This is a genomic window from Streptomyces sp. Rer75, from assembly GCF_013414305.1.
Taxonomy (GTDB): domain Bacteria; phylum Actinomycetota; class Actinomycetes; order Streptomycetales; family Streptomycetaceae; genus Streptomyces; species Streptomyces himastatinicus.
In genome coordinates, this window is the sequence record NZ_CP058693.1 from 3,970,916 (window position 1) to 3,993,804 (window position 22,889).

The 22,889-nt window shown below is 71.7% G+C and carries 22 protein-coding genes and 1 tRNA gene; 12 read left to right on the top strand and 11 right to left on the bottom strand.

Features of this window, described 5'->3' with window-relative positions; translation table 11 throughout:
* The first annotated feature begins 52 nt into the window (after positions 1-52).
* Positions 53-1,303 carry a sensor histidine kinase gene (locus HYQ63_RS16385; protein ID WP_257231896.1) on the top strand — a complete coding sequence of 417 codons (1,251 nt, stop codon included), beginning with the start codon at positions 53-55 and terminating at the stop codon, positions 1,301-1,303.
* An 87-nt stretch (positions 1,304-1,390) separates the two neighbouring features.
* On the opposite strand, the gene HYQ63_RS16390 is transcribed toward HYQ63_RS16385, so the two are convergent.
* The 3 genes from HYQ63_RS16390 to HYQ63_RS16400 form a co-directional block, all read right to left on the bottom strand.
* Entirely contained in the window at positions 1,391-1,996 is a 606-nt protein-coding gene (locus HYQ63_RS16390; RefSeq protein WP_179934536.1) for a DNA-binding response regulator, read from the bottom strand.
* 134 nt (positions 1,997-2,130) lie between these two features.
* Positions 2,131-3,786, bottom strand: coding sequence for an AMP-binding protein (locus tag HYQ63_RS16395; RefSeq protein WP_179934538.1), 1,656 nt, complete (start codon positions 3,784-3,786; stop codon positions 2,131-2,133).
* A 127-nt stretch (positions 3,787-3,913) separates the two neighbouring features.
* The gene (locus HYQ63_RS16400) at positions 3,914-5,179 is read right to left on the bottom strand and encodes a M6 family metalloprotease domain-containing protein (RefSeq protein WP_179934540.1); all 1,266 of its coding nucleotides are present in this window, start codon (positions 5,177-5,179) and stop codon (positions 3,914-3,916) included.
* Positions 5,180-5,557: 378 nt separating this feature from the next.
* Between HYQ63_RS16400 and HYQ63_RS16405 the strand changes: the two genes are divergently transcribed.
* Positions 5,558-7,447 carry a putative bifunctional diguanylate cyclase/phosphodiesterase gene (locus HYQ63_RS16405; RefSeq protein ID WP_373689095.1) on the top strand — a complete coding sequence of 630 codons (1,890 nt, stop codon included), beginning with the start codon at positions 5,558-5,560 and terminating at the stop codon, positions 7,445-7,447.
* Here the strand turns inward: HYQ63_RS16405 and HYQ63_RS16410 are convergent.
* From HYQ63_RS16410 to HYQ63_RS16420, 3 genes are all read right to left on the bottom strand, one after another.
* A complete protein-coding gene (locus tag HYQ63_RS16410) occupies positions 7,444-8,586 on the bottom strand; it encodes an LLM class flavin-dependent oxidoreductase (protein ID WP_179934543.1) in 1,143 nt (380 codons plus the stop codon). The two genes, HYQ63_RS16405 and HYQ63_RS16410, sit on opposite strands and share 4 nt — an antisense overlap.
* Before the next feature lie 311 nt (positions 8,587-8,897).
* Positions 8,898-9,653: an aspartate/glutamate racemase family protein gene (locus tag HYQ63_RS16415; protein ID WP_179934544.1), complete on the bottom strand. Its 756-nt coding sequence runs from the start codon at positions 9,651-9,653 to the stop codon at positions 8,898-8,900.
* A gap of 83 nt (positions 9,654-9,736) precedes the next feature.
* Positions 9,737-10,708: a decarboxylase gene (locus HYQ63_RS16420; protein ID WP_179934546.1), complete on the bottom strand. Its 972-nt coding sequence runs from the start codon at positions 10,706-10,708 to the stop codon at positions 9,737-9,739.
* 208 nt (positions 10,709-10,916) lie between these two features.
* Between HYQ63_RS16420 and HYQ63_RS16425 the strand changes: the two genes are divergently transcribed.
* Together HYQ63_RS16425 and HYQ63_RS16430 are read left to right on the top strand one after the other, a co-directional pair.
* Positions 10,917-11,864 carry a D-2-hydroxyacid dehydrogenase gene (locus HYQ63_RS16425; RefSeq protein WP_179934548.1) on the top strand — a complete coding sequence of 316 codons (948 nt, stop codon included), beginning with the start codon at positions 10,917-10,919 and terminating at the stop codon, positions 11,862-11,864.
* Positions 11,865-11,907: 43 nt separating this feature from the next.
* On the top strand, positions 11,908-13,320 hold the full coding sequence (locus HYQ63_RS16430; protein WP_179934550.1) for an amidase: 1,413 nt from the start codon (positions 11,908-11,910) through the stop codon (positions 13,318-13,320).
* 118 nt (positions 13,321-13,438) lie between these two features.
* Here HYQ63_RS16430 and HYQ63_RS16435 read toward each other — a convergent pair whose 3' ends face one another.
* A complete protein-coding gene (locus HYQ63_RS16435; protein WP_179934552.1) occupies positions 13,439-13,948 on the bottom strand; it encodes a DUF3830 family protein in 510 nt (169 codons plus the stop codon).
* A 131-nt stretch (positions 13,949-14,079) separates the two neighbouring features.
* Here HYQ63_RS16435 and ehuB point away from each other — a divergent pair, with 131 nt between their 5' ends.
* The 6 genes from ehuB (at position 14,080) to HYQ63_RS16465 (ending at position 18,313) form a co-directional block, all read left to right on the top strand.
* Positions 14,080-14,994, top strand: a complete 915-nt coding sequence (gene ehuB, locus HYQ63_RS16440; RefSeq protein WP_179934554.1) for an ectoine/hydroxyectoine ABC transporter substrate-binding protein EhuB — start codon at positions 14,080-14,082, stop codon at positions 14,992-14,994.
* The gene (ehuC, locus tag HYQ63_RS16445) at positions 14,991-15,734 is read left to right on the top strand and encodes an ectoine/hydroxyectoine ABC transporter permease subunit EhuC (RefSeq protein WP_179934556.1); all 744 of its coding nucleotides are present in this window, start codon (positions 14,991-14,993) and stop codon (positions 15,732-15,734) included. The genes ehuB and ehuC overlap by 4 nt, the downstream gene beginning before the upstream one ends.
* Positions 15,731-16,381, top strand: a complete 651-nt coding sequence (ehuD, locus tag HYQ63_RS16450; protein ID WP_179934558.1) for an ectoine/hydroxyectoine ABC transporter permease subunit EhuD — start codon at positions 15,731-15,733, stop codon at positions 16,379-16,381. The genes ehuC and ehuD overlap by 4 nt, the downstream gene beginning before the upstream one ends.
* Before the next feature lie 22 nt (positions 16,382-16,403).
* Positions 16,404-17,174 carry an ectoine/hydroxyectoine ABC transporter ATP-binding protein EhuA gene (gene ehuA / locus HYQ63_RS16455; protein ID WP_179934560.1) on the top strand — a complete coding sequence of 257 codons (771 nt, stop codon included), beginning with the start codon at positions 16,404-16,406 and terminating at the stop codon, positions 17,172-17,174.
* A gap of 206 nt (positions 17,175-17,380) precedes the next feature.
* Entirely contained in the window at positions 17,381-18,142 is a 762-nt protein-coding gene (locus HYQ63_RS16460; protein WP_179934562.1) for an IclR family transcriptional regulator C-terminal domain-containing protein, read from the top strand.
* A 94-nt stretch (positions 18,143-18,236) separates the two neighbouring features.
* Positions 18,237-18,313: transfer RNA gene (locus HYQ63_RS16465), tRNA-Lys, on the top strand.
* Between the two features lie 51 nt (positions 18,314-18,364).
* On the opposite strand, the gene HYQ63_RS16470 is transcribed toward HYQ63_RS16465, so the two are convergent.
* On the bottom strand, positions 18,365-18,580 hold the full coding sequence (locus HYQ63_RS16470) for a DUF2277 domain-containing protein (protein WP_179934564.1): 216 nt from the start codon (positions 18,578-18,580) through the stop codon (positions 18,365-18,367).
* 36 nt (positions 18,581-18,616) lie between these two features.
* Positions 18,617-19,279, bottom strand: coding sequence for an O-methyltransferase (locus tag HYQ63_RS16475; RefSeq protein WP_179934565.1), 663 nt, complete (start codon positions 19,277-19,279; stop codon positions 18,617-18,619).
* Positions 19,280-19,363: 84 nt separating this feature from the next.
* On the opposite strand from HYQ63_RS16475, the gene HYQ63_RS16480 reads away from it, so the two are divergent.
* On the top strand, positions 19,364-19,996 hold the full coding sequence (locus tag HYQ63_RS16480) for a TetR/AcrR family transcriptional regulator (RefSeq protein ID WP_179934567.1): 633 nt from the start codon (positions 19,364-19,366) through the stop codon (positions 19,994-19,996).
* Here the strand turns inward: HYQ63_RS16480 and HYQ63_RS16485 are convergent.
* Together HYQ63_RS16485 and HYQ63_RS16490 are read right to left on the bottom strand one after the other, a co-directional pair.
* Complete coding sequence (locus HYQ63_RS16485; RefSeq protein WP_179934568.1) at positions 19,993-20,850, bottom strand: alpha/beta fold hydrolase; 858 nt, start codon at positions 20,848-20,850, stop codon at positions 19,993-19,995. The two genes, HYQ63_RS16480 and HYQ63_RS16485, sit on opposite strands and share 4 nt — an antisense overlap.
* A gap of 22 nt (positions 20,851-20,872) precedes the next feature.
* The gene (locus tag HYQ63_RS16490; protein WP_257231897.1) at positions 20,873-21,703 is read right to left on the bottom strand and encodes a 4'-phosphopantetheinyl transferase superfamily protein; all 831 of its coding nucleotides are present in this window, start codon (positions 21,701-21,703) and stop codon (positions 20,873-20,875) included.
* Between the two features lie 227 nt (positions 21,704-21,930).
* Between HYQ63_RS16490 and HYQ63_RS16495 the strand changes: the two genes are divergently transcribed.
* Complete coding sequence (locus HYQ63_RS16495; RefSeq protein ID WP_179934570.1) at positions 21,931-22,842, top strand: alpha/beta hydrolase; 912 nt, start codon at positions 21,931-21,933, stop codon at positions 22,840-22,842.
* Positions 22,843-22,889: the final 47 nt, after the last annotated feature.

Consider the following 22,889-nt stretch of genomic DNA (forward strand, 5'->3'; position numbering starts at 1 on the left):
CAAGCCGCCCAATCCGGCCCGATCATCCGGAGGACGAGTGCAGGGGAGCCTCTTGCCCGACGATGCCGGGAAAAAGCCGCCGCGCGACCACGACGACCTGGCGCCGCGCCTGGCCGTGGTGATCACGGTGGTGGTGCTGCTGGGCTACTTCACCGTCGCCGTGACGTATGTGGTCGAAGGGCTCCCCCCGCGGAGCGCGGTGGACGCGGTGGTGCGGATGCTGGAGATCCTGCCGGTGCTGGCCGCGCTGCTGGGCATCCAACTGCTGCACTCCTTCCCCGGGCTGGCGCCCCGGCTGGCCGCCGCCCGGCACTGGACGCTGCTGCTCCAGGCGACGCTGACCTTCCTGCCCTTCGCCATCTTCAAGCAGGCGTGGCTGGGCATGCCCGGCTTCCTGGCGGGTTCCGGGCTGCTGGTGCTGGCTCCGGCGGTGGCCTGGCCGACGTTCGCCGCGATCCTGGTGATCACCGATGTGCTGCTGTTCCAGGTCGGGTTCGGCTGGGACAAGGTCGCGTACACCACCGTGTCCACCACGATCACCGGGCTGGTGGTCTTCGGCCTCTCCCGGCTCTCCGGGCTGGTCGCCGAGGTCTCCCGGTCGCGTGCGGAACTGGCCCGGCTGGCGGTCGCGCAGGAGCGGCTGCGGTTCTCCCGGGACGTGCACGACCTGCTCGGCCTCAGCCTCTCCACCATCACCCTCAAATGCGAGCTGGTGCACCGGCTGGTGCCCCGGCAGAACGACCGGGCACAGCAGGAGCTGGCCGAGATCCTCCAGACCTCCCGTCAGGCGCTGGCCGACGTACGGGCGGTGGCCAGCGGCTACCGCAAGATGTCGCTGTCCGCGGAGGCGGAGACGGCCCGGTCCATGCTGGCCGCGGCGGGCATCCGGGCCACCGCGGACATCGACTGCGGGCCGCTGCCCGAGCGGGTGGACACGGTGCTGGCGAGCGTGCTGCGCGAGGGGCTGACCAATGTGCTGCGGCACAGCAAGGCCGAGCACTGCGCGATCACGGCCCGGCGGTCGGGGCCCACGGTGCGGCTGACGCTGGTGAACGACGGGGTGGGCAAGGCGTCCACCATCCTGCGCGCCGACAGCGTCGCCGGTACCGCGGCCACCGACGGCGGCAGCGGGATCGGCAACCTCCGGGTGCGGCTGTCGGGCCTGGGCGGGCGGCTGTACGCGGACGTACGGTCCGACGGCCGGTTCGAGCTGCGGGCCGAGCTGGAGGTGTCCACGGAGGCGCCGCGCGGCGGGCGGGGGCGTGGTACGGAGGAGGAGCTGGGCCCGGCGGTGACGGCGTGACGCCGGGCTGCGGCGTCACGTTCGGCCTCCGCGTGAGGCCCGCCGCGGAAGCACTCGCTACCGAAGTGCCCGCTACCGAAGCACCCGCTACAGCCAGCCCGCCTCGCGGGCGATCCGGATGGCGTCGACCCGGTTGCGCGCGTTGAGCTTGGTGACGGCGGAGGTCAGGTAGTTGCGCACCGTCCCCACCGAGAGAAAGAGCCGGGCCGCGATGCGGGCGGCCTCCTCGCCCTCGGAGGCCATTCGCAGCACCTCCAGCTCGCGCGGGGTCAGCGGCTGCGGGCCATCGTCCAGGGCGGCCAGGGCGAGTTGCGGATCGATGACCCGCTCGCCCCGCGCGACCGCGCGAATGGCGTCGCACAGGGTGGCCGGGCTGCTGTCCTTCAGCAGAAAACCGGCGACATGGGCCGCGAGGGCGCGCCGCAGATTTCCGGGCCTGCCGAGGCTGGTGAGCATCATGGTCCGGCATTCGGGAACGGCGGTGTGCAGCTCGGCGGCGGCGGTCAGCCCGTCCATCCCGGGCAGGTCGATGTCGAGAATCGCGACGTCCGGGCGGAGCTGACGGGCCTGCGGCAGAATATCGGCGCCGCTGGAGAATTCGGCCACGACCTCGATATCGGGTTCGAATTCCAGCAGGGCGACCAGTGCCTTGCGCAGCATATGCATGTCTTCGGCAATGAGCACTCTGACCATTTCGCCCCGCCCTTCCCCCCACCGGCCCCCGCATGACGATTATTCCCCCGTATTTCCGGGCCTCGCAGCTCTTTCCGCCCGATTCCCCTTGTCGAACAGATGTATTACCCGGCGGCTTATCCCGCGGCCGCTGTTCAGGCCGCGCCGCCCCGGCACGGTTCGGTGGGTGCGGGCGCGTAGTCCGCGTGCAGGGCGCGCAGTTCACCGCGCAGATACCACTCGCGCAGCACGGCGCGGCGTACCTTCACCGCTCCGTCCCGGCGCACCGTACCGGGGCGGACGAGCAGCACCGCGCCGGTGGTGACGCCGAACTCCTCCGCCACCCGGGCCCGGATCCGGGCGGCGAGCCGGGGCAGTCCGGTCCGGGCGGCGCCCGCCGTACGGACCTCCTGGACGACGACCAGCGGCCCGGCGCCGGGCCCCGCGCAGAACACCCGGGCCGATCCCAGGGCCCGCCCGCAGCCGAGGAGTTCGCGCTCGACGTCCTGGGGGTGCAGGGTGATGCCGTCCACCAGGAGGCCGTCGTGGACCCGGCCGGTCATGCGGATGCCGCCGTCCGCGGCGAGGCCGAGGTCGCCGGTGCGCAGGAATCCGCCCGGGCCGTCGGCGGCCCGGGCGGCGAAGAGCGGCACGGTGTCCGGCGGCCGCCCCCAGTGGCCGGTGGCGACGGCGGCGCCGCTCGCCCAGATCTCCCCGGCCGCCCCCTCGGGCAGCCGACGGCAGGTCAGCGGGTCGACGACGTCGAACTCCGCACCGGGCACCGGGGCGCGGCCCTCGGCGAGCAGCAGGGGCGCACCTTCGGCGGGGGCGTATCCGGCGACCAGGGTTCCGGTGCGCAGCCCGGCGGCGGTGTAGCGGCGGGTGAAGGCGGCCATGGTGGCGGGCGAGACCGGCTCCCCGGCGTTGAGCGCGGTCCGCCAGCGGGAGAGGTCGAGCCCGGCGGGCTGCTCGTCGGCGGTCAGCGCGGCGCAGCGGGCGTAGTGGGTGTCGGGGGCGACGGCCTCGGTGATGCCGTGGCGGCTGATGGCCCGCATCCAGGCGGCCGGGTCGGTACGGAACGGGCGCGCGGGCAGCGGGACGGCGGTGGCGCCCAGCCACAGCGGGTGCAGCACCTGCCCGATCAGGCCGGGGGTGTGGCGGCGGGGCAGCCAGCCGCCGATCCGGGAGCGGGGGCCGGTGCCCAGGGTGGCCCGCAGGGCGTGCATGGCGGCGAGGAGGTTGCCGTGGGTGAGCCGGGCGCCGCGCGGGGCGGTGGCGGGCCCGGAGTCGTACGCCAGCAGGGCGAGGCTGTCGGGGTCGGTGCGCGCGGGCGCGGTGTCGGGGGTGTGGCCGGTGCCGTGGTCCGGCCGCAGCCGGTCGACGGGCAGGCAGGTGAGGTCGGCGCGGCCGACGAGGGAGAGGCGGCGGGAGGTCTCGGTGGCGTGCGCGGTTTCGGTGAGGACGAGGTCCACGGCGGCGTCCTTGGCGATCGCCGCGGTGCGCTCGGCGGCGGTGCGGGAGGCGGTGGGCGCGGGGACGGGGACGGGGACGGCGACGGCGCCCGCGTAGAGGCAGCCGAGCAGGGCGGCCGCGATGTGCGGGCCGGGGTCCAGGACGACGAGCACCCGGCGCCCGGCGGCGTCGCGTCCGCGCAGCCAGGCGGCGACGGCGCCGGCGCGGGCGTCGAGTTCGGCGTAGGAGATCCGCCGCTCGCCGCCGGTTCCGTCCGGGTACGCCAGCGCCACGGTGTGGTCCCCGCCGTCCCGGGCCCGCTCTCTCAGTGCCTCGGCCAGATTCACGTGTCGTGGCATGGTCAGCTCCCGGGCGCCGGAGATCAAAACGGGGCCACAGTCTCGGAGCGCCACCTCGAACGCTGCTTGATCACCGTTCGGGTGCCGGGGCCTGCGCTACGGTGTCGACCGGTTCAGGAGACGCCCCCTAGCTGCGCTCGCCGCGGGTGACCTGGACGGCCCAGGAGCCTCCGGTGGCGCGGCCGGTGACGGTCACGCGGACCGCTTCCTCCCTGGCCAGGAGGGAGTCGCCGACGCCGAGCGGGGCATCGGCCAGCTCGGGGTAGACGGACTCGTTCCAGCAGGCCGAGGTGGCGGGGTGGCCGTCGAGCACCCGGACCGGGCCCTCGCCGGAGGCGGCGTCGTTGCGCACCCGGTAGACCAGGACGCCTTCGGTGCAGGTGCCCGCGTCGTTGCCGTACGCGCCGCGCGCCTCGATGGCCAGGGCGGTGGTGGGGCCGGTGCGGACCACCACCAGCCGGGTGCGGGTGTCGGCGCCGGGGCGGCCCTCCATGGGGGCGCTGAGGGGCTGGAGGGTGTACATCTTCGGGCCGAGGGACCGGGCGCAGACCACCTGTCGGCCGGTGAGCCAGCCGAGTTTCCACTTGTGCCAGCCGAAGGGGTCCGGGGACAGTCCGAACTGGCTGCCCATCAGGTCCCAGTCGCCGACGTAGGTGTCCCAGTCGCCGCTGTTGTCGGCGGTGCTGGGCCGGTGGTAGAGGTCGGGCAGGTCGAAGACGTGCCCGGTCTCATGGGCGAGGACATGGCGATCGGGCGGATGGTGCTCGAAGACGGTCACCAGGCGGCGCAGATCCTTACCGTCGGCGCGCAGGGGCCGTTCGAAGTTGACCACTTTGGTCGCGTCGGCGTCGACACCCGGGGCATCGGGGTCGGCGACCAGATAGACGATGTCGTAGCGGCCGAAGTCCAGGTGCGGATCGGTGGCGCGGATGGCGTCGCGCAGATACGCGGCACGGCGCGCGGAGTTCCAGTCGCGCTGTATGGCGTACGCGGTGGACGCCTTCGGCATGGTGATCCAGCGCCGCAGCGGATGGACGCGCAGCGAGAAGCGCCCGTAGGAGGCGCGCTGGAAGAAGTCGCCGGTCGTGGGGGTGTGGTCGGCGGCCAGCCGGGCGGGGGTGACCTTGGGGGCGGCGTCCGGGAAGGACAGGAAGACCATGGCCGCGCGGAGGGAGCGGACCGGGCGGGGGTAGTTGCGGTTCCAGCTGTCCAGCCCCTCGGAGTGGTGGGCTTCGGTGCGCTCCAGGGTGCACGGCCCGCCCGCGCCCGCGGCCGTGGCGGGGCCCGCCACGACGGTGGTGGCGATCACGGCGCTCAGGGAGGTCAGTACGGCCTGGGCACGGCGCAACCGGGTCGTCCGCGGCGCCCCCGCGGACTGCTGAGGACGCGCCATGCCGACCTCCCGGGCGTAGACGGAACACCCACTCCACCCTGGGTCGGATTGGCGCGGTACGCCCTGTTCGGCTGGACCGGTCGAGTGAACCGGCCGGGATGCGGGTACGTAACAGACGGTCACATCCGGTCAAGCGGGCAGTGCGCCCGCGCAGAGTCGAACAGATACGACCAAACACCTTGTCAAGGCGGCGGTGATCGCGATGGCGTCGATGGAACGCGCGGAGTACGAGCCTCTATGATCGGCACATTTCCAGCGGGGATTACCTATTCAGGCGGGCTCTTGGCGCCTGCCCGGCACCCGGTGTGAGAGATGCACGAGATATGTACGACACAGATGACATACCTGGACCAGACGAACGCCACGCGGGAGCGAGCGGTGAGCGGAACCCCCGACGGGCAGGGCCGCGCGCCCGGCGCGACGCTGCCGACGATCACTGAGCGTCATACGCACCCCAGCGCTCCCCCCATCGAGGCGGGCGCCGGCGCACCCCCCGCCCCGGCGGCCCCCGCGGGCGCGCAACCATGCCCGCAGGGCGCTCCCCCGGGCCCACCACACGGCGCTCCCCCGGGCGCCGCGCCCGGCGACTACCGCGCCGCCTTCAACGCCGCGCGGCTCGCCATGGCGGTCATCGACCGCGAGGGCAACGTCCTCGACGCCAACCCCGCGCTGGGCACGCTGCTGGGCGCCGACCCCGCCCAGCTGGCGACCCGCGGCGCCGCCGAGCTGGCGGAGCTGCGCGAGGACGCGCGCACCTGGAACGACTACCGCGAGGTGCTGCTCGGCCACCGCGAGCGGATGACGTGCACCCGTCGGCTCCATCACTCCGACGGCCACGCCCTGTGGGCGGAGATCACCGTCGAACCGGCCGCGGACAGCTGTAGCTTGCTGCTGTCGATGGCCGACATCAGCGACCGCCGGGACCTCCAGGGCAGGCTGCGCCATCTCCAGATGCACGACCCGGTGACCCGGCTGCCCAACCGGAACCTCTTCTTCGAGCGGCTGGCCGCCGCGCTGGAGGCGGGGGCGTACGACCGCGCGGGCACCGGCCGGATCGGGCTGTGCTACCTCGACCTGGACGGCTTCAAGGCGATCAACGACACCCTCGGCCACCGGGTCGGCGACCGGCTGCTGCGCGCGGTCGCCCAGCGGCTCACCGAGTGCGCGGCGCCCGGCGACCACCTGGTGGCGCGGCTCGGCGGTGACGAGTTCGCCCTGCTGGTGCGGGAGTCCAGCGGCACCGAGCAGGTGTGCGAGCTGGCCCGCTCGGTGCTGGCCGCGCTCCAGCGGCCGTTCGACGTGGGCGGGCAGCGGCTGTCGGTGTCGGCGAGCATCGGCGTCGTGGAGCGGCCCGCGGCGGGCACCCACACGACCTGGCTGATGCAGGCCGCGGACACCACGCTCTACTGGGCGAAGGAGGACGGCAAGGCGCGCTGGACCCTCTTCGACCCCGAGCGCAACGCCCACCGCATGACCCGTCAGGCGCTGTCCAGCACGCTGCGACCGGCGGTCGAGCGGGAGGAGTTCGTGCTGGACTACCAGCCGCTGGTCGGCCTGGTCGACGGGGTCGTGCGGGGCGTGGAGGCGCTGGTGCGCTGGGACCATCCGCAGTTCGGCAGGCTCTCGCCGAATCGCTTCGTCTCGCTGGCGGAGGAGAACGGCGCGATCGTGCCGCTCGGGCGCTGGGTGCTGCGTACCGCCTGCCGTCAGGCCCGCGCCTGGCAGCAGGCCCATCCGCGGCATCCGCTGGTGGTCAGCGTCAATGTGGCCGTGCGTCAGGTGTGGGACTCCGACCTGGTCGCCGACGTGGGCACGATCCTCGCCGAGACGGGGCTGCCGCCGCGGCTGCTCCAGCTGGAGCTGACCGAGTCGGCGGTCATGGGCTCGGCGGGCCGTCCGCTCCAGGCGCTCCAGCAGCTGAGCGACATGGGGGTGGCCATCGCGATCGACGACTTCGGCACCGGCTACTCCAACCTCGCCTATCTGAGCCGGCTGCCGGTCTCCACGCTCAAGCTGGACGGCTCCTTCGTCCAGGGCTTCCGGGCCGAGGAGCACCCCAATCCGGCGGACGAGACGATCGTCCGGGCGCTGGTGGAGCTGGCGCACCGGCTGGGGCTCACGGTGGTGGCGGAGTGCGTGGAGAGCGCGGAGCAGGCGGAGCGGCTGGGACGGATCGGCTGCGACACGGGCCAGGGCTGGTTCTACTCCCGCCCGGTGCCGCCGGACCGCATCCCTCCCATGCTCCCCGCCTGCCCCGTCTCTCCTTAGGCGCTGTTCGCGGACGCGTCCGGCAGGCCGTACGCGTCCGCGATCAGGTCGTACGAACGGAGCTTGGCCTCCGGTCCGTGCGCCGTCGTCGTGATCTTGAGTTCATCCGCGCCGGTGCGCTTGACCAGGTCGTCCAGCCCCTCGTGCACCTCGTCCGGCGTCCCGTACACCACGTTGGCCAGCCAGCTGTTCACGAAGTCGCGCTCGATCTCGCTGAACGCGTGCGCCTCGGCCTCCTCCGGCGACGGCACCAGGCCCGGGCGCCCGGTGCGCAGCCGGATCATGGAGAGGGCGCCGGTGAGCACCTGCCGGTGGGCCTCCTTCTCCTCCTCGGCCGCGAACGCCGAGACGCCGATCGACGCGTACGGCCGGTCCAGCACCGCCGACGGCCGGAACGACTCGCGGTAGAGGTCGAGCGCGGGGATCGTGTTGGCCGCGGAGAAGTGGTGCGCGAAGGAGAACGGCAGGCCCAGCTGTCCCGCGAGCCGGGCGCTGAACCCGCTGGACCCCAGCAGCCACACCGAGGGCCGGTCGGCGGACTGCACCCCGCCGGGGACCGTCCCCTGGACGGGTCCGGGCACCGCGTGGATACGGGCGTACCGGTGGCCGTCGGGGAAGTCGTCGTCCAGGAACCGGGTCAGCTCGGCGAGCTGCTGCGGGAACTCGTCGGCGCCCTCGCGCAGCCGGTCGGTGCGGCGCAGCGCCGCCGCGGTGGCCCCGTCCGTGCCGGGGGCGCGGCCGAGGCCGAGGTCCACCCGGCCGGGGGCGAGCGCCTCCAGCGTGCCGAACTGCTCGGCGATGACGAGCGGGGCGTGGTTGGGCAGCATCACCCCGCCCGAGCCGAGCCGGATCCGCTCGGTGTGCGCGGCCAGATGGGCGAGGATGACGGCCGGGGAGGAGCTGGCGACGCCCGGCATGGAGTGGTGCTCGGCCACCCAGAAGCGGTGGAAGCCGCGGCGCTCGGCGAGCCCGGCCAGCTCGGTGGTGGTGCGCAGCGCCTGGGTGGCGGTCAGCCCGCTGCCGACGGTCGCCAGGTCCAGCACCGACAGCGGTACGGGCGCGCTGCCCCGGGCCCTGGCCCGGATGGTGTCGCGCTCCGCGTCTCGCTCTTCGCCTCGCCGGTCCTGCTCATCGGCCACGGTGGCCCGCCTCCCTGATCGCGCTGCGGTGCACATTCGTCCACCGCGCACGGTCAACCGGATGAAGGCTCCGCTTTATTCCCGGCCCCGGGACCAGGGGAGATCCAGGGGTTCCATAGGCCCCCGGGTCCCGGGGCCGGGCAGCGTCAGGCGGTACGGCGGCGGCGGAGCACCAGGACGGTGGCCGCGGTGCCGAACACCAGCGCACCGGCGGCGATGGATAGCGGCCCGGTTCACCGGTCCGTCACCGCCCGCTCCCTCCGTCCGCCGCCGTCACCGCCCGCTCTCCTCATCCGCCGCCCGGTCGCCGCTCAGTCGCCCGCGGCGAACAGCGTGCCCAGCCGGTCATGGACCGGCCTGCGGCCCAGCAGCCGCAGCCCCTCCCAGACCGTGACCTGGTTCGCGGTGAGCACGGGCTTGCCCAGGTCCGCCTCCAGGTCGGCCAGCCAGGCGGCGGTGTGCAGGGCGGTGTCCGGCAGCAGCACCGCCTCGGCGTCGGGATGGTCACCATGGCGGGCCATCCTCAGCACCTCGTCCTTCCCCCAGGTGCCGACCTCGGCGGCGGTGATGATGCCGCTGCCCTGGGTGGAGACGACCTCCGCGCCCGCCGCCTTCAGGAACGTCCTGAAGTACTCCGCGACGTCCTCCGGATAGGTCGCGGCGATGGCCAGCTTCTCCACGCCCAGCGCCTGCACCGCATGGGCGAAGGCGAAGGAGGTGCTGGAGGCGGGCAGCCCGGCCGTCTCCTCCAGCTCGCTGACCTGCTCCCGGGCGCCCTCCCAGCCGAAGACGAAGCTCGCGCTGGTACACGCCCAGATCACCGCCTGGGCGCCGCGCTCCTTCAGCTCGGCGACCCCGGCCGCGAGACGGGCGCCGGACCCCATTTCCAGCAGGGCGTCGACCCGGTGCGCGTCCTCACCGATGTCGGTGTGGACGAGCGGGAGCCGCACGCTGTCGCCGAGCATCCCTTCCAGGCGCGGATAGTCGTCCTCGGCGGAATAGCCCGGGTAGAGAAAGCCCACCGTGTCCGGCGTCTGGTGCGCCGTCTGCTGCGTCGCGTCCGTCATGACTGCCTCCTTACCTGCGGCCCCCGCGGGCGCCGCCCCTGCACTGTCACTTCTGATACACCGCAGCCGTCCGGCAGGTTCCCTCACATCGCAGACGGGCCTCCCGAGTCATCGAGGAACGGGCCCTCGCCGATCCCCGGCCCGAACCCCGGGTCGAGCCCGTCCGCCGGATCGACGTCCGGCCCCGGCGACGCGGCCCCGGCCAGCGCCGCCTCCGGCTCCGGCTCCGGCTCGGCATGCGCCGCCGGGTCCGCCATCGGGGGCATCGAGGCCATCGGGTCGGCCACCATCGACGACGCCATCCCCGCCGGGCCCCGCCGCGCGGCCGGGTCCAGCAGCGCCTGGTACGGCCCGACCGCCTGGGCACCGATCTCCCGCAGCGCCGCCCAGACCGTCACCTGGTTGGCCGACAGCACGGGCATCCGCAACTCCGCCTCCAGCTGCGGAATCACGTCGTACGTCGGCAAGTTGGTGCAGCTGATGAAGAGCGCGTCGGGCGACCCGACCACCGCCTCCCGCGCCATGTCGACCACGTCGCGGTAGGGGACCTTCCAGATGTGCCGGGTCAGTCCGAGGTAGGCCCGGCCCGTCACGGTGATACCGGCCTCGCCCAGGTAGTCCTCCAGCGAGTCGGTCACCGACCGGGTGTACGGGGTCACCACCGCGACCCGCCGCGCGCCGATTTCCCGCAGCGCCTCCAGCAAGGCGCCCGAGGTGGTGAGTGACGGCAGCTCACCGGCCTGTGTCATCGCCGCGCACATCGCGCGCTCGCCGGCCACGCCGCCGACGAAGCTGCCCGAGGTGCAGGCGTAAGCCGCCACTTCCGGTGCGACCGCGCTCAGCGCCCGCACCGCGTCCTGAAGGGTTTCGTGCTCGCTCACGAGCCGCGCCAGGTCGAGACTGACCTCGACCGGGACGAAGGGGGTCCGGGTGAGGTGCAAGGAGACCTCGTCCGGCACCCAGCGCCACAGTTCGCGATCGAGCGCGAAGTCGAACGGTGCGACGACGCCCACGCCACGCTGCGGCTGCGGGCCACCCAGAAAGGAGACGTCCATATATCGAGCCCCAATACAGAAAGGGAGGGCTGGACCATTGGCCAGAGATATAAGAGAGAGCACCGGCCTGATGCCGGGACGTCGGGACAGATCCGTTGTTGACGACGGTAGTTTCCGCTGCCTAGCGTGGTCAATCCCCGCAAACTTTGGCGCCTGCCCCAACTCTCAACAGCCAAACCCACCCACGTTTCGAAACGGTTTCCCGCCTATGTCCGAAAGCACTGTTGTCGTCTTCGGCGAGCAGCCCCCGGTCCGGCTGGACCGGCTGGCCGGCCGGGCCCAGGTCGTGGTGTGCGACGAGAAGACCCTGCCCGACGCCCTGCCCTCCGCGGATGTCCTCCTGGTCTGGGATTTCACCTCCGACGCGGTACGCGAGGCCTGGCCCGGCGACGGCCCCCGGCCGCGTTGGGTCCACACCGCCAGCGCCGGGGTGGACCGGCTGCTGAGCCCCGAACTGACCGCCTCCGACACGGTGTTGACCAACGCGCGCGGCGTCTTCGAGCAGCCGATCGCCGAGTACGTCGCCGGCCTGGTCATCGCCATGGGCAAGGACTTCTTCGGAAGTTGGGAGCTCCAGCGGCAGCGGCGCTGGCAGCACCGCGAGACGATGCGCCTGGCCGGGTCGCGCGCCGCCGTCATCGGCGCCGGGCCCATCGGCCGGGCCATCGGCACCACCCTCTCCGCCCTCGGGATCAAGGTCGACCTGGTGGGACGCACCGCCCGCCCGGGCGTACGCGGCAACGACGAGCTGCCCGAGCTGCTCGCGCAGGCCGACTGGGTGATCTCCGTGGCCCCGCTCACCGAGGACACGCGCGGCATGTTCGACCGGACCGCCTTCGCCCGCATGAAGTCCACCGCCCGCTTCATCAACGTCGGACGCGGCCCCCTCGTCATCGAGGCCGACCTCAAGGCCGCCCTCCTCGGACGGCACATCGCGGGCGCCGCGCTGGACGTCTTCGAGAACGAGCCACTGTCCCCCGACGACCCCCTGTGGGACGTGCCCGGGCTCTTCGTGTCGCCCCACATGAGCGGCGACACGGTCGGCTGGCGCGACCACCTCGCCGAACAGTTCCAGGACAACTACGACCGCTGGAGCGCCGGCGAACCCCTGCTCAACATCGTCGACAAGCGTCTCGGCTACGTACCGGTGGACTGATCGCACGGCCTCAATGATCTGCACGATCTGAACGGAGAGCTGGATGACCGACCTGCACGACCTGACAGCGGTTCAACTCCTCGAGCGGTACGGCTCCGGCGACCTCTCCCCCGTCGAGGCCACCCGAGCCGCACTCGACCGGATCGAGCAGATCCAGCCGAGGGTCAACGCCTACAGCCGGGTGGACGGCGAGGAAGCCCTGCGCCAGGCGGAGGAGTCCGCCGAACGGTGGCGGCGCGGCGAGCCCGCCGGGCTCCTGGACGGCGTTCCGGTGTCCGTGAAGGACATCCTGCTGATGCGCGGCGGCCCCACGCTGCGCGGGTCGCGCACGGTACGGACCGACGGGCCGTGGGACGAGGACGCGCCCGCGGTGGCCCGGATGCGGGACCACGGGGCCGTGTTTCTCGGCAAGACGACCACTCCGGAATTCGGCTGGAAAGGTGTCACGGACAACCCCGTGGACGGGGTGACGGGCAACCCGTACGACCCCGGGCGCACCGCGGGCGGCTCCAGCGGCGGCAGCGCGGCCGCCGTCGCGATGGGCGCCGGTCCGCTCAGCCTGGGCACGGACGGCGGCGGGTCCGTGCGCATCCCCGCCTCCTTCTGCGGCATCTTCGCGCTCAAACCCACCTACGGGCGGGTGCCGATCTACCCGGCCAGCGCCTTCGGAACCCTCGCCCATGTGGGGCCCATGACCCGGGACGCGGCCGACGCCGCCCTGCTCATGGACGTCATCACCGGGCCGGACTGGCGCGACTGGTCGCAGCTCGGCCCCCTCGGGGGGAGTTTCCGGGAGGCCATCGGCGCGGGCGGCGGCTCGATCGACGGGCTGCGGGTCGCCTACAGCCCGACGCTGGGCGGCTCTGCCGCGGTCGACCCCGAGGTGGCCGCGGCGGTGCGGCGGGCCGTGGATCTGCTGGCCGGGCTGGGCGCCGTCGTGGAGGAGATCGACCCCGGCATCGAGGACCCCGTGGAGGCCTTCCACACGCTGTGGTTCAGCGGCGCGGCGCGGGTGGTGCAGCCGCTCGGGGAGGAGCAGCGGGAACTGCTCGACCCGGGGCTGCGGGAGGTCTGTGCCCAGGGGGCCGCGTACAGCGCGCTCGACTATCTGGCGGCCGTGGACGTACGGATGGCGCTCGGGCATGCGATGGGGCGCTTCCACTCCGCGTACGACCTGCTGGTCACGCCGACCCTGCCGATCACCGCCTTCGAGGCGGGGGTGGAGGTGCCCGAGGGGTCGGGGCACACCCGGTGGACCGGGTGGACGCCGTTTACGTACCCCTTCAACATGACGCAGCAGCCGGCGGCGTCCGTGCCGTGCGGGATGTCGGGGGCGGGGTTGCCGATCGGGGTGCAGCTGGTGGGGGCTCGGCATGCGGATGCGGTGGTTTTGCGGGTGGCGCATGCGTTGTATGGGGCCGGGGTGGCGGAGGCGGTGCCGGCGCCGGTGGGGTGACGTGTCCCGGGGCTCCGCCCCGGGACCCCGCTCCTCAAACGCCGGAGGGGCTGGGTTTGCCGGACCGGGCTGGATTTGCCGGGCCCGGGGGGCACGGAGCCCCGGGCCCGGCGAAGGCTCAGGCTCGGCGGAAGCTGAGGGTTTCGCCCAGGGCTCCTGCGCGCCAGAGGTCTTGGCAGGCGTCGGCCATGCGGTCGAGGCCGTCCACCACCGAGCCCCAGACGATGCCCGGGACCCAGCCCGCGTCACCGTTGATCAGCAGGTTGTTGCGCTCGTAGAACAGCGCGAGGTCGACCACCTGGCGCTTGCCCTGGTGCTTGGCCTGGGCCTCGTAGCCGTAGGACTTCGTGCCGAGCTGGGTGTCGGAGAAGGTGAAGTAGCACAGGTCCCCGGGGATGGGGGTGATCGTGGGGTTCTCCAGCGGGGGCTCCTCGGGGGCGAAGGGTGACAGCAGCGCGTAGATCTCGTTCCGCGCGTACTTGGCGTGGTACACGTCGCCCCCCAGCGGCAGCGCGTTCCAGACCGCCTCGCAGGTGATCGGCGCGCGGTCATCGAGGAGTTTCGCGGTACAGGTCACTCCGCGCTTGTCGAGCGAGACCTCGATGAACCGGTCGGCTCGGTCAACCATCGACATTCCTCCAGGTCGCTTGGGAACCAGTCCTTCACCAGTCCTTCCCCAGGGGGCATACCCAGCATCGTCTGTATCAAGGGCTGGAAACGACCTGCATATATTTCGTGGGTTCGGGTAGTCGCGCGCCCATGGCTCCACCACGTGGGAAAGACATCGATAGCAGAGCAAAAGGGGCATCCCGTCGATCGCTTCTGGTCGGCGGCGCGGCCTTTGGCCTGCTGGGCGCGGTCGGCTGTAGCCGGGTGTCCAGCACGGACGCCAGAGATGGGGGCAATCTGCTGGAGCGTCTGAGGGCGCAAGGTACGGTCCGACTGGGAATTGCGGGGGAGATCCCATTCGGCTATATCGACAAGAATGGCGACTTCACCGGTGAGGCGCCGGAGATCGCGAAGGTCATCTTCAAGCGGCTGGGGGTGGACAAGGTCCAGCCGGTCCCGACCGAGTTCGGCTCCCTGATTCCGGGGCTCCGTTCGCAGCAGTTCGACGTGGTGTCCGCGGGGATGTACATCAATCCCGAACGCTGCGCCCAGGTGATCTTTTCCGACCCCGACTACCGCATGCGGGACGCTTTCATCGTCCGCAAGGGCAATCCGAAGAACCTGCACAATTACGACGACATCGTCAAGCACAAGGCCAAGATGGCGACCGGTACGGCTTATGCCCAGATCGATTACGCCGCGAACGCCGGGGTCAAGGAGAAGGACATGCTGATCCTCCCGGACCAACTGGCCGGACTGCTGGCGGTGGAGCAGGGCCGGGCCGATGTGTTCGCGGGCACGACCGTGACCGTGCACAACGTGGTCAAGCAGCGGAACAGCCGGCGGGCCGAGGCGACCGAGCCGTTCCAGGCGATGCTCGACGGCAAGCCCGACATCGGGGCCGGCGGCTTCGCCTTCCGCCCGGAGGAGACCAAGCTCCGCGATGCCTTCAACGTCGAACTGCGCAAGATGAAGAAGAGCGGCGAGCTGCTCCGCATCGTGCGCCCCTTCGGCTTCGGCAAGGGCGAGATGACCGACCTGACCGCCGAGGAGCTGTGCAAATGACGGCCGGGCTGTGGGAACACTGGCTTCTTCCGGGTGTCTGGATCACCGTCCAGCTGACCCTGTACTGCGCGGCCTTCGCCCTCGCCGTCGCCTTCGGCATCGGCATGGCGCGCACCTCGCGGCTGCGGTTCGTCCGCTTCCTCACCGCCTGCTACGTGGAGATCTTCCGCGGTACGTCGGCCCTGGTGCTGATGTTCTGGCTGGCGTTCGTGATGCCGTTGGCCTTCGGCTGGCAGCTCTTCCCGCTATGGGCGGCGGTGCTGGCCATCGGGCTGAACTACGGGGCGTACGGCTCCGAGATCGTCCGCGGCGCGATCGCCTCCGTGGCGCCCGCGCAGCGCGAGGCGGCCATCGCGCTCAGCTTCACCCCGGCGCAGCGGATGCGGCGGGTGATCCTGCCGCAGGCGATCCCCGAGATGATCCCGCCGTTCAACAATCTGCTGATCGAGATCCTGAAGGCGACGGCGCTGGTCTCGGCCGTGAACGTCGCCGACATCACCTTCGCCGCCCAGCTGTCCCGGCTGGCGACGGGTGAGAGTGCGCAGATCTACACGATCATCCTGGTCCTCTACTTCGTGCTGGCGTTCATCCTGACCCGGCTGATGCGGCTGCTGGAGCGGCGCGCCAAGGCCAACATCGGCCAGGCTCCGCCCAAGGCCTCGCTGGTCACGCGCAAGCTGATCGGCAAGCAGGAGACCGAGCAGTCGCGCAACATCGTCGTCGGAGGAGGTGCCCAGTGAAGTGGGACTGGGACGTGGCCAGGGACTTCCTCCCGCAGCTGGGCCACGGGCTGCTGATCACGCTGGAGGCCACCGCCCTCGGCTCGATCCTGGCGTTCGCGCTGGGGCTGGTGTGGGCGATGGCGTTCCGCTCGCCGAGCCGCTTCGTGCGCTGGCCGGTGTCGGCGGTGACGGAGTTCATCCGCAACACCCCGCTGCTGGTGCAGCTGTTCTTCTTCTTCTATGTGCTGCCCACCTGGGACATCAAGTTCTCGGCGCTGACCACCGGTGTGATCGCGCTCGGGCTGCACTACTCGACGTACACCGCCGAGGTCTACCGGGCCGGTATCGACGGTGTGCCGGTGGGCCAGTGGGAGGCGGCCACCGCGCTCAGCCTCTCCCGCGGCCGCACCTGGCGGGCCGTGATCCTGCCGCAGGCGATCCGCCGCGTGGTGCCCGCCCTCGGCAACTACGTCATCGCGATGCTGAAGGACTCCCCGATGCTCGCGCTGATCGGCGTCGTCGACATGTTGCAGAAGGCGCGGGGCGAGGCCTCGTCGTCCTTCCACTACATCGAGCCGTTCACGATGGTCGGCATCGCCTTCATCCTCATCGCCTATCCGGCATCTCTTCTCATGCGAGTCCTGGAGCGTCGTCTTGGCCACTGAAACCGACCACACGAATCCTGCCGTGGACGGCAGTGAACTGATCCGCTTCGACAAGGTGACGAAGCGCTTCGGCAGCAATACGGTCCTGGACGACCTCGACTTCTCGGTGTCCTCCGGCAAGCACGTCACCCTCATCGGCCCGTCCGGCTCCGGCAAGACCACGATCCTGCGGCTGCTGATGACGCTGCTCAAGCCCGACGAGGGCACGATCAAGGTCGACGGGGACTACCTCACCCACGAGGACAAGGGCGGCAAGCTCGTCCCGGCGGGCGAGAAGCACACCCGTGAGGTGCGCAAGAAGATCGGCATGGTCTTCCAGCAGTTCAACCTCTTCCCCAACATGCGGGTGCTGCGGAACATCACCGAGGCCCCGGTGCACGTCCTGGGCCTGGACAAGGACGAGGCCGAGACGCGGGCGCGGGAGCTGCTCGACCTCGTCGGTCTCGGCGACAAGTGCGACATGTACCCGACGCAGCTGTCCGGCGGGCAGCAGCAGCGGGTGGCGATCGCCCGGGCGCTGGCGATGCGGCCGCAGGTGATGCTGCTGGACGAGGTGACGTCGGCGCTCGACCCGGAGCTGGTCGCCGGGGTGCTGGACGTCCTGCGGGACATCGCCCACACGACGGACATCACCATGCTGTGCGTGACGCATGAGATGAACTTCGCGCGGGACATCTCCGACGACGTGCTGATGTTCGACGCGGGCCGGGTCATCGAGTCCGGTCCGCCGGAGAAGATCTTCTCGGAGCCGGAGCACGAGCGGACCCGGGAGTTCCTGAGCGCCGTGCTGTAGACCCCGTACCGCAGCACCCATGAGGGGGCGATGTGGGCGGCTTGACGATGGCACATGCCATCGCTCAACTTCCGCTCCATATCGCCCCCTTGGCGGCTATCGTGGTACGAAGCCGCCTCCTGCGGGCGCCCTGTGGGCTACCCCGCACCCGTGACCCGCAGCGACGGCGTTGACGCAAGCGGTCACCACCTGCGAGAGGGGACGCCGTGGTGCTGGGGCCCGAACCGATCGCACCGCTCCGCTCGGTGCGGCACGCCCTGCGCATCCTGGAGGTCGTCGCCCGGCATTCCGGCGGGGTGAGCCACGCGGGGATAGCCCGCGAGACCCGGCTGCCGAGCGACCGGCTCGTCGAGCTGCTGCGGATGCTGCGCCGCGAGGGGTACGTGGAGCAGATCGCCGACGGGGCGTACATCGGCGGTGCGTCCCTCACCCTGCTGGACACCGGGGTCCCGGGGCGCGGGCGGGCCGTCGAGGACAAGCTACAGAAGTCGCTCGGCGCGCTCCGTGACTCGGTGGGCGCGGCGGTCTACTTCAGCCGCTATGTGGACGGAGAAGTCAAGATCACGCAGTATGCGGACAGCCCGCATACGCCCAAGGTCAACGAGTGGGTGGACTTCCGCGCCGCGGCCCATGCGATGGCCGTCGGAAAGTGCCTGCTCACCCAGCTCGACCACGACGGCCGCCGGGATCACCTCTCCCGCCACAAGACGGTGCGGCTCACCTCGCGGACGACGACCAGCGAGAAGGTGCTCTTCCGCAAGCTGGACAGCCAGCCGCCCACCGTGCCCGTGCTCGACCTCCAGGAATACGCCGTGGGCACGGTCTGCGCGGCCGTCCCCGTCACGGCGGGGCACACGGTCGGATGCCTGGCGCTGTCCCTCCCGCTGGAGCACGCGCACCGGCTGCGACAGGCCGCCTACCTGCTCAATCGCGAGGCGGCGCCGATGCTGCTCTCGCTGACCATCTGACGTTGATCGCCGACTGACGTTGATCGCCGACGTAGGTCGCTGACGTTGGTCAAAAGCACCCTCCCGGACCAGGTAGTATTTACGTCGTCAGCAGGCGCCGCTAGCTCAGTTGGTTAGAGCAGCTGACTCTTAATCAGCGGGTCCGGGGTTCGAGTCCCTGGCGGCGCACCACTGATCGACTGCATGGCCCGGTCGTTCTCGGCTTCGAGAGCGCCGGGCCATTCAGCTTGTGCGGCCCCTTACCTCCAGCGTGCCCAGCAGCTCCCCGGTGGCGGCGGCGATGGTCTCGACCGCCTTGTCGAAGGCCGCGGCGTTGTGCGGAGCGGGCTGGCGGAAGCCGCTGATCTTGCGTACGTACTGGAGCGCGGCGGCGCGCATGTCCTCCTCGGTGACCGATTCGGCATACGGCGGGCGGAGCGTCTTGATGGATCTGCACATACCCACGACGGTACGCCGCGGGTCCGACAGCGCGATTCAGAGGCGGCAGCTGATCTCCATGCCGTCCTCGATGGGGAACGTCACGCATCGGTAGCCGTTCGCGGGGTCGCGTACGTAGTCGAGATACGGCTTCAGCAGCCCCTCGCCCTGGTCGACGTCGTCGGCCACGACGAGGGCGCCGCGCCGCAGGCGCGGTTCGAGCTGCCGCAGCAGCGGCAGGCACAGGTCCTTCCAGCCGTCGAGCAGGACCAGCTCCAGCGGGCCTTCGAGATCGGCGAGGGTCTCCCGGGCGTCCCCTTCGAGCACGGTGATCAGGTCGTCGAGCCCGGTCTCGGCGAAGGTGCGGTGGGCCGCGGCGATCTTCTCCTTGCTCATCTCGGTGGTGACCACGCGCCCGGTGCCGTTGTCCCGCACGGCGGCGGCCAGATGCAGCGTGGAGATCCCGAAGGACATGCCGAACTCGACCACCGTGGCCGGACGGATGGCGCGGACCAGGTTGTAGAGCAGCTTCCCGCCCTCGGCGGATATCGGCATGTAGATCCCGGCCGCGGCATCGGCCAGCTCCTGCGGGGGCAGCGACTCGGCCGCCCCGGGCGGCAGCGCGGTCCGGGCCGTGGCCCCGTCCTGCTCGGCGAGCGCGAACATCCGGCTGAGGGCGGCCTCGACCCGGGGGTCGGCAAGGGTGTCGGTGTGTGTCATGACGGCTAGAGTAGACGCGACGTTGAGTCTTGTCTAGGACGGAGAGCGGCCCGCGGCGTGGATATGCTGTTCCGAGGAGGCGAGATGGCACGCGCGACACACACCGACCGGACGAGCGGCACCGGCCCGACGACGGCACCGCGCCACCACGGCAACCGGCACGGGCGCAGCGAACAGGCCCGACTGGCGGTGCTGAACGCGGCCGACGACCTGCTCGTGGAGAAGGGCTTCGCGGGCGTCACGATGGAGGGCATCGCCACCCGGGCGGGGGTCGCCAAGCAGACCATCTACCGCTGGTGGAGCACCAAGACCGCCGTCCTCATGGACGCCTTCCTCCAGGACGCGGCCAAGGACCTCACCCAGCAGGACTCCGGTGACCTCGCCGTCGATCTGCGCGGCTATCTGCGCCAACTGGCCTGGTTCCTCAGCGCGTCCGACTCCGGCGCCGTCTTCCGGGCCCTGATCGCCCAGGCCCAGCACGATCCGGAGTTCGCCCGGGACTTCCGCTCCCGCTACCTGGACGAACAGCGCCGCCGCGACCGCCTCCCGCTGGAACGGGCCGTGGAGCGGGGGCAGTTGCCGTCCGGGCTGGATCTGGCGGCCGAGATCGACCAGCTCATGGGCCCGGTCTACTACCGGGTGCTGGTGACCGACGAGCCCGTCGGCGAGGAGTTCACCGACCGGCTCGTGGATGCCTTCCTACGGCGCCACAGCTAGACCGCCGCGCCGCCGTCCAGCATGAAGGTGCGCATCAGTGAGGCCAGCCGGTGCGGCTGGTCCACCGGGATCAGGGTGTAGCTGTCGGGGATCTCCACATGGCGGCCCTGCGGCAGCAGGGCCGCCAGCCGGAGGCCGTGTTCCGGGGGCATCACGCGGTCCTCGGACGCCCATGCCACCAGCGCGGGCCGGTCGAAGCCGCGCAGCCGTTCGGCCCAGCGCAGCAGTTCCGCGGCGGGCGGCACGCCGAGCACGTACTTCCGCAGGTCGCGGCGGATTTCCGGGGAGGTCCACAGCGGCCGGAACCAGGCGTCCATCAGCTCCGGCGGCACCGGGCGTTTGGTCATCCAGCCCCACGTCATCGGCAGCCGTCGCAGGGGGCGCAGCTTGAGCAGGGTGAACGCGGTGCGCAGACCGCCCGGGAGGCGGGCGGAGGTGTGCAGGTTCTTGCCCGGCAGGCCGGGCGGGAAGTTCTCGAACGCCTCGCACGAGGTGATGACCAGCCGCCCGATCCGCTCGTCGCGGCCGTCGGCGACGAGGGCCTGGGCGCCGCCCCAGTCGTTCATCACGAGGGTGACGTCCGTGAGGTCCAGCCGCTCCAGGAACTCGGCGACCAGCCGGGCCACGCCGAGGACGGACAGATCGGCGTCGGGGTGCATGGGGCGGCGGTGGCCGCCCAGCGGCAGGGTGGGGACGATGCAGCGGACGCCGGGGCGGAGTCCGGCGACGACCTCGCGCCACAGCGAGCCGTCCATGGCGACTCCGTGCAGCAGGACGGCGACGGGCCCCTCACCCCCGGTGTCCTCGTACTCGATGGTGCCTGCGGAGAGTTCCACCTCGTCACGATGCGCCATATGCCCGAAGGTACCCGACCCGTCACTCCAGCCGAAGACCGGCGAAGGTCACGACCGGGGCGGCAGCGGTGCGGGCGGCGTCGGCGCGGACGGCGACGGCGGCGTGGTAGCCGGGCGGGGCGGGCAGGTCGGCGAGGGCCCAGCCGGGCGGGGTGGACACGTCGTCGGGAACCGGGGCGCCGAGCTCCTCCGCGAGGCCGACGTAGTGGGTGCGGAGCCCGCCCGGCAGCCCGGTTCCGATGCCCTTCAGATACGCCTCCTTGCGCACCCAGCAGCTCATGAACGCCCGCTCCCGCAGCTCCTCGTCCGGCAGCGCGGCGATCGCCGCGCGCTCGCCCGGGTGCAGCTGGCCGATCAGACCGTCGAGGCGGGCGCCGGTGCGCCGGGGGCTGCGCTCCTCGATGTCGGCGCCGACGGGCGCGCCGCCCGACACCGCGCACAGCGCGGCGTCCCCGGCATGGGAGAGCGAGAACGCCAGGGTGCCGTCACCGGCGACGGCGGGGCGGCCGTGCGGCTTGTCGCAGTCCGGCATGCCGCAGGTCTCGCGGGTGAACTCGATGTCCGCCGGATCCGTCCCCAGATAGCCGCCGAGCACCGTCCGCAGCCCCACGTGCGAGGTGATGTAGCGCTCGCGCGCCGTCTCGTGCCGCATCCCCGCGGCGCGCTCGCGCTCACCCGAGTCCAGCGTCCGGTCCGCGACCGCGGCGGCAGCGGCGGCGTACGGCGGGATGTGCAGCAGCCATACGGCGACCTCGCCGGGGCCGGGGCGGTCCTCCGGGCGGGGCGGTGCGGCGAGCGGGCCCCAGGGGTCGGCGGTGGGGGCGGAGTCGTCGACCGGGCGTATGAGCGGCACTGTTCCGTTACCTCCGTTGGAGTTCATCCGTGTCCGCCGTCCGGCGTCCGTCCATCGACGACGGTACCCGCCCACCGCACCGGCAACGCCCGTGCCACGACGCGACGTTGCCGGTGCGGAAACGCCCGGTGACTTCGGACACGTTCGGTTCCCGGCCGACCCGGCCCCCGGGTGACACCACTACGATCGCGCACGACCGGGCACGATCTGTGATGGGGGTTTGCGACATGGCGACGGGATTCCTGACGAAGGCGGCCTCCGCGGCGACGCTCCCGGTGGCTCCGCTCTACGGCGCCTTCCTCTCGTACTTCATCTATCACCCGCCCCGGCGGCCGCATCACAAAAAGCCCGACGACCTGGGCCTGACCAGCACCGATGTCCAGGTTCCGCTGAACGGGAAGCCGCGCGGGCTGCATGTGTGGCTCTGCCCGGGCGATACGGAACGGGTGGTGGTGCTCGGCCACGGGCTGGGCCTGAGCAAGTCGGCGAGCCTGGCGCAGGCGGCGATGCTGAACCGGGCGGGCTACACGGTCGCCCTGTTCGACCACCGCAACCACGGCAAGAGCGTCTCGGACCCGGCGTGCTGGGGCATGAGCGACCGTCACACCGACGATGTGGTGGCGGTCATCAAGCACCTGCGCGCGACGGACGAGTACGCGGCGGCGCGCTTCGCCGTCTTCGGCTTCTCCATCTCCGCCTTCCCCTCCTTCTACATGCTGGGGCGCGCGGCGGACTGTCCGGTCGACGCGGTGATCTGCGACAGCGGCCCGGCGCTCGAACTCTCCCCGCTGTTCCGCAACTTCGTCGCGGCCGACGGGCTGCCCATCCCCGGTCTGCTGCGCACCGGGCTCTCCCGGAAGGCCCTGGAGACGGTCGCCGCGTCGACGGCCCTGGCGATGCTGCGGGTGCAGTGGCCGCCGGCGGCGGAGGGGGCGTACGAGCGCACGCCGATGCTCTTCCTGGCCGGTGAGCGCGACACGATGATCCCGGCCGCGGGGGTGCAGGCCCTGGGCGAGCGCTATCCGCTGGCCGAGGTGCACACGCTGCCGGACACCGACCACCTCCAGGGCATCAAGACCCAGCCGGATGTGTACGCGGACACGGTGCTGGGCTTCCTGGAGCGGACGCTCAAGGATTGACGGCGTGAACATCGGCAGGCCCCTCCCCGCTGACGGGGTGGGGCCTG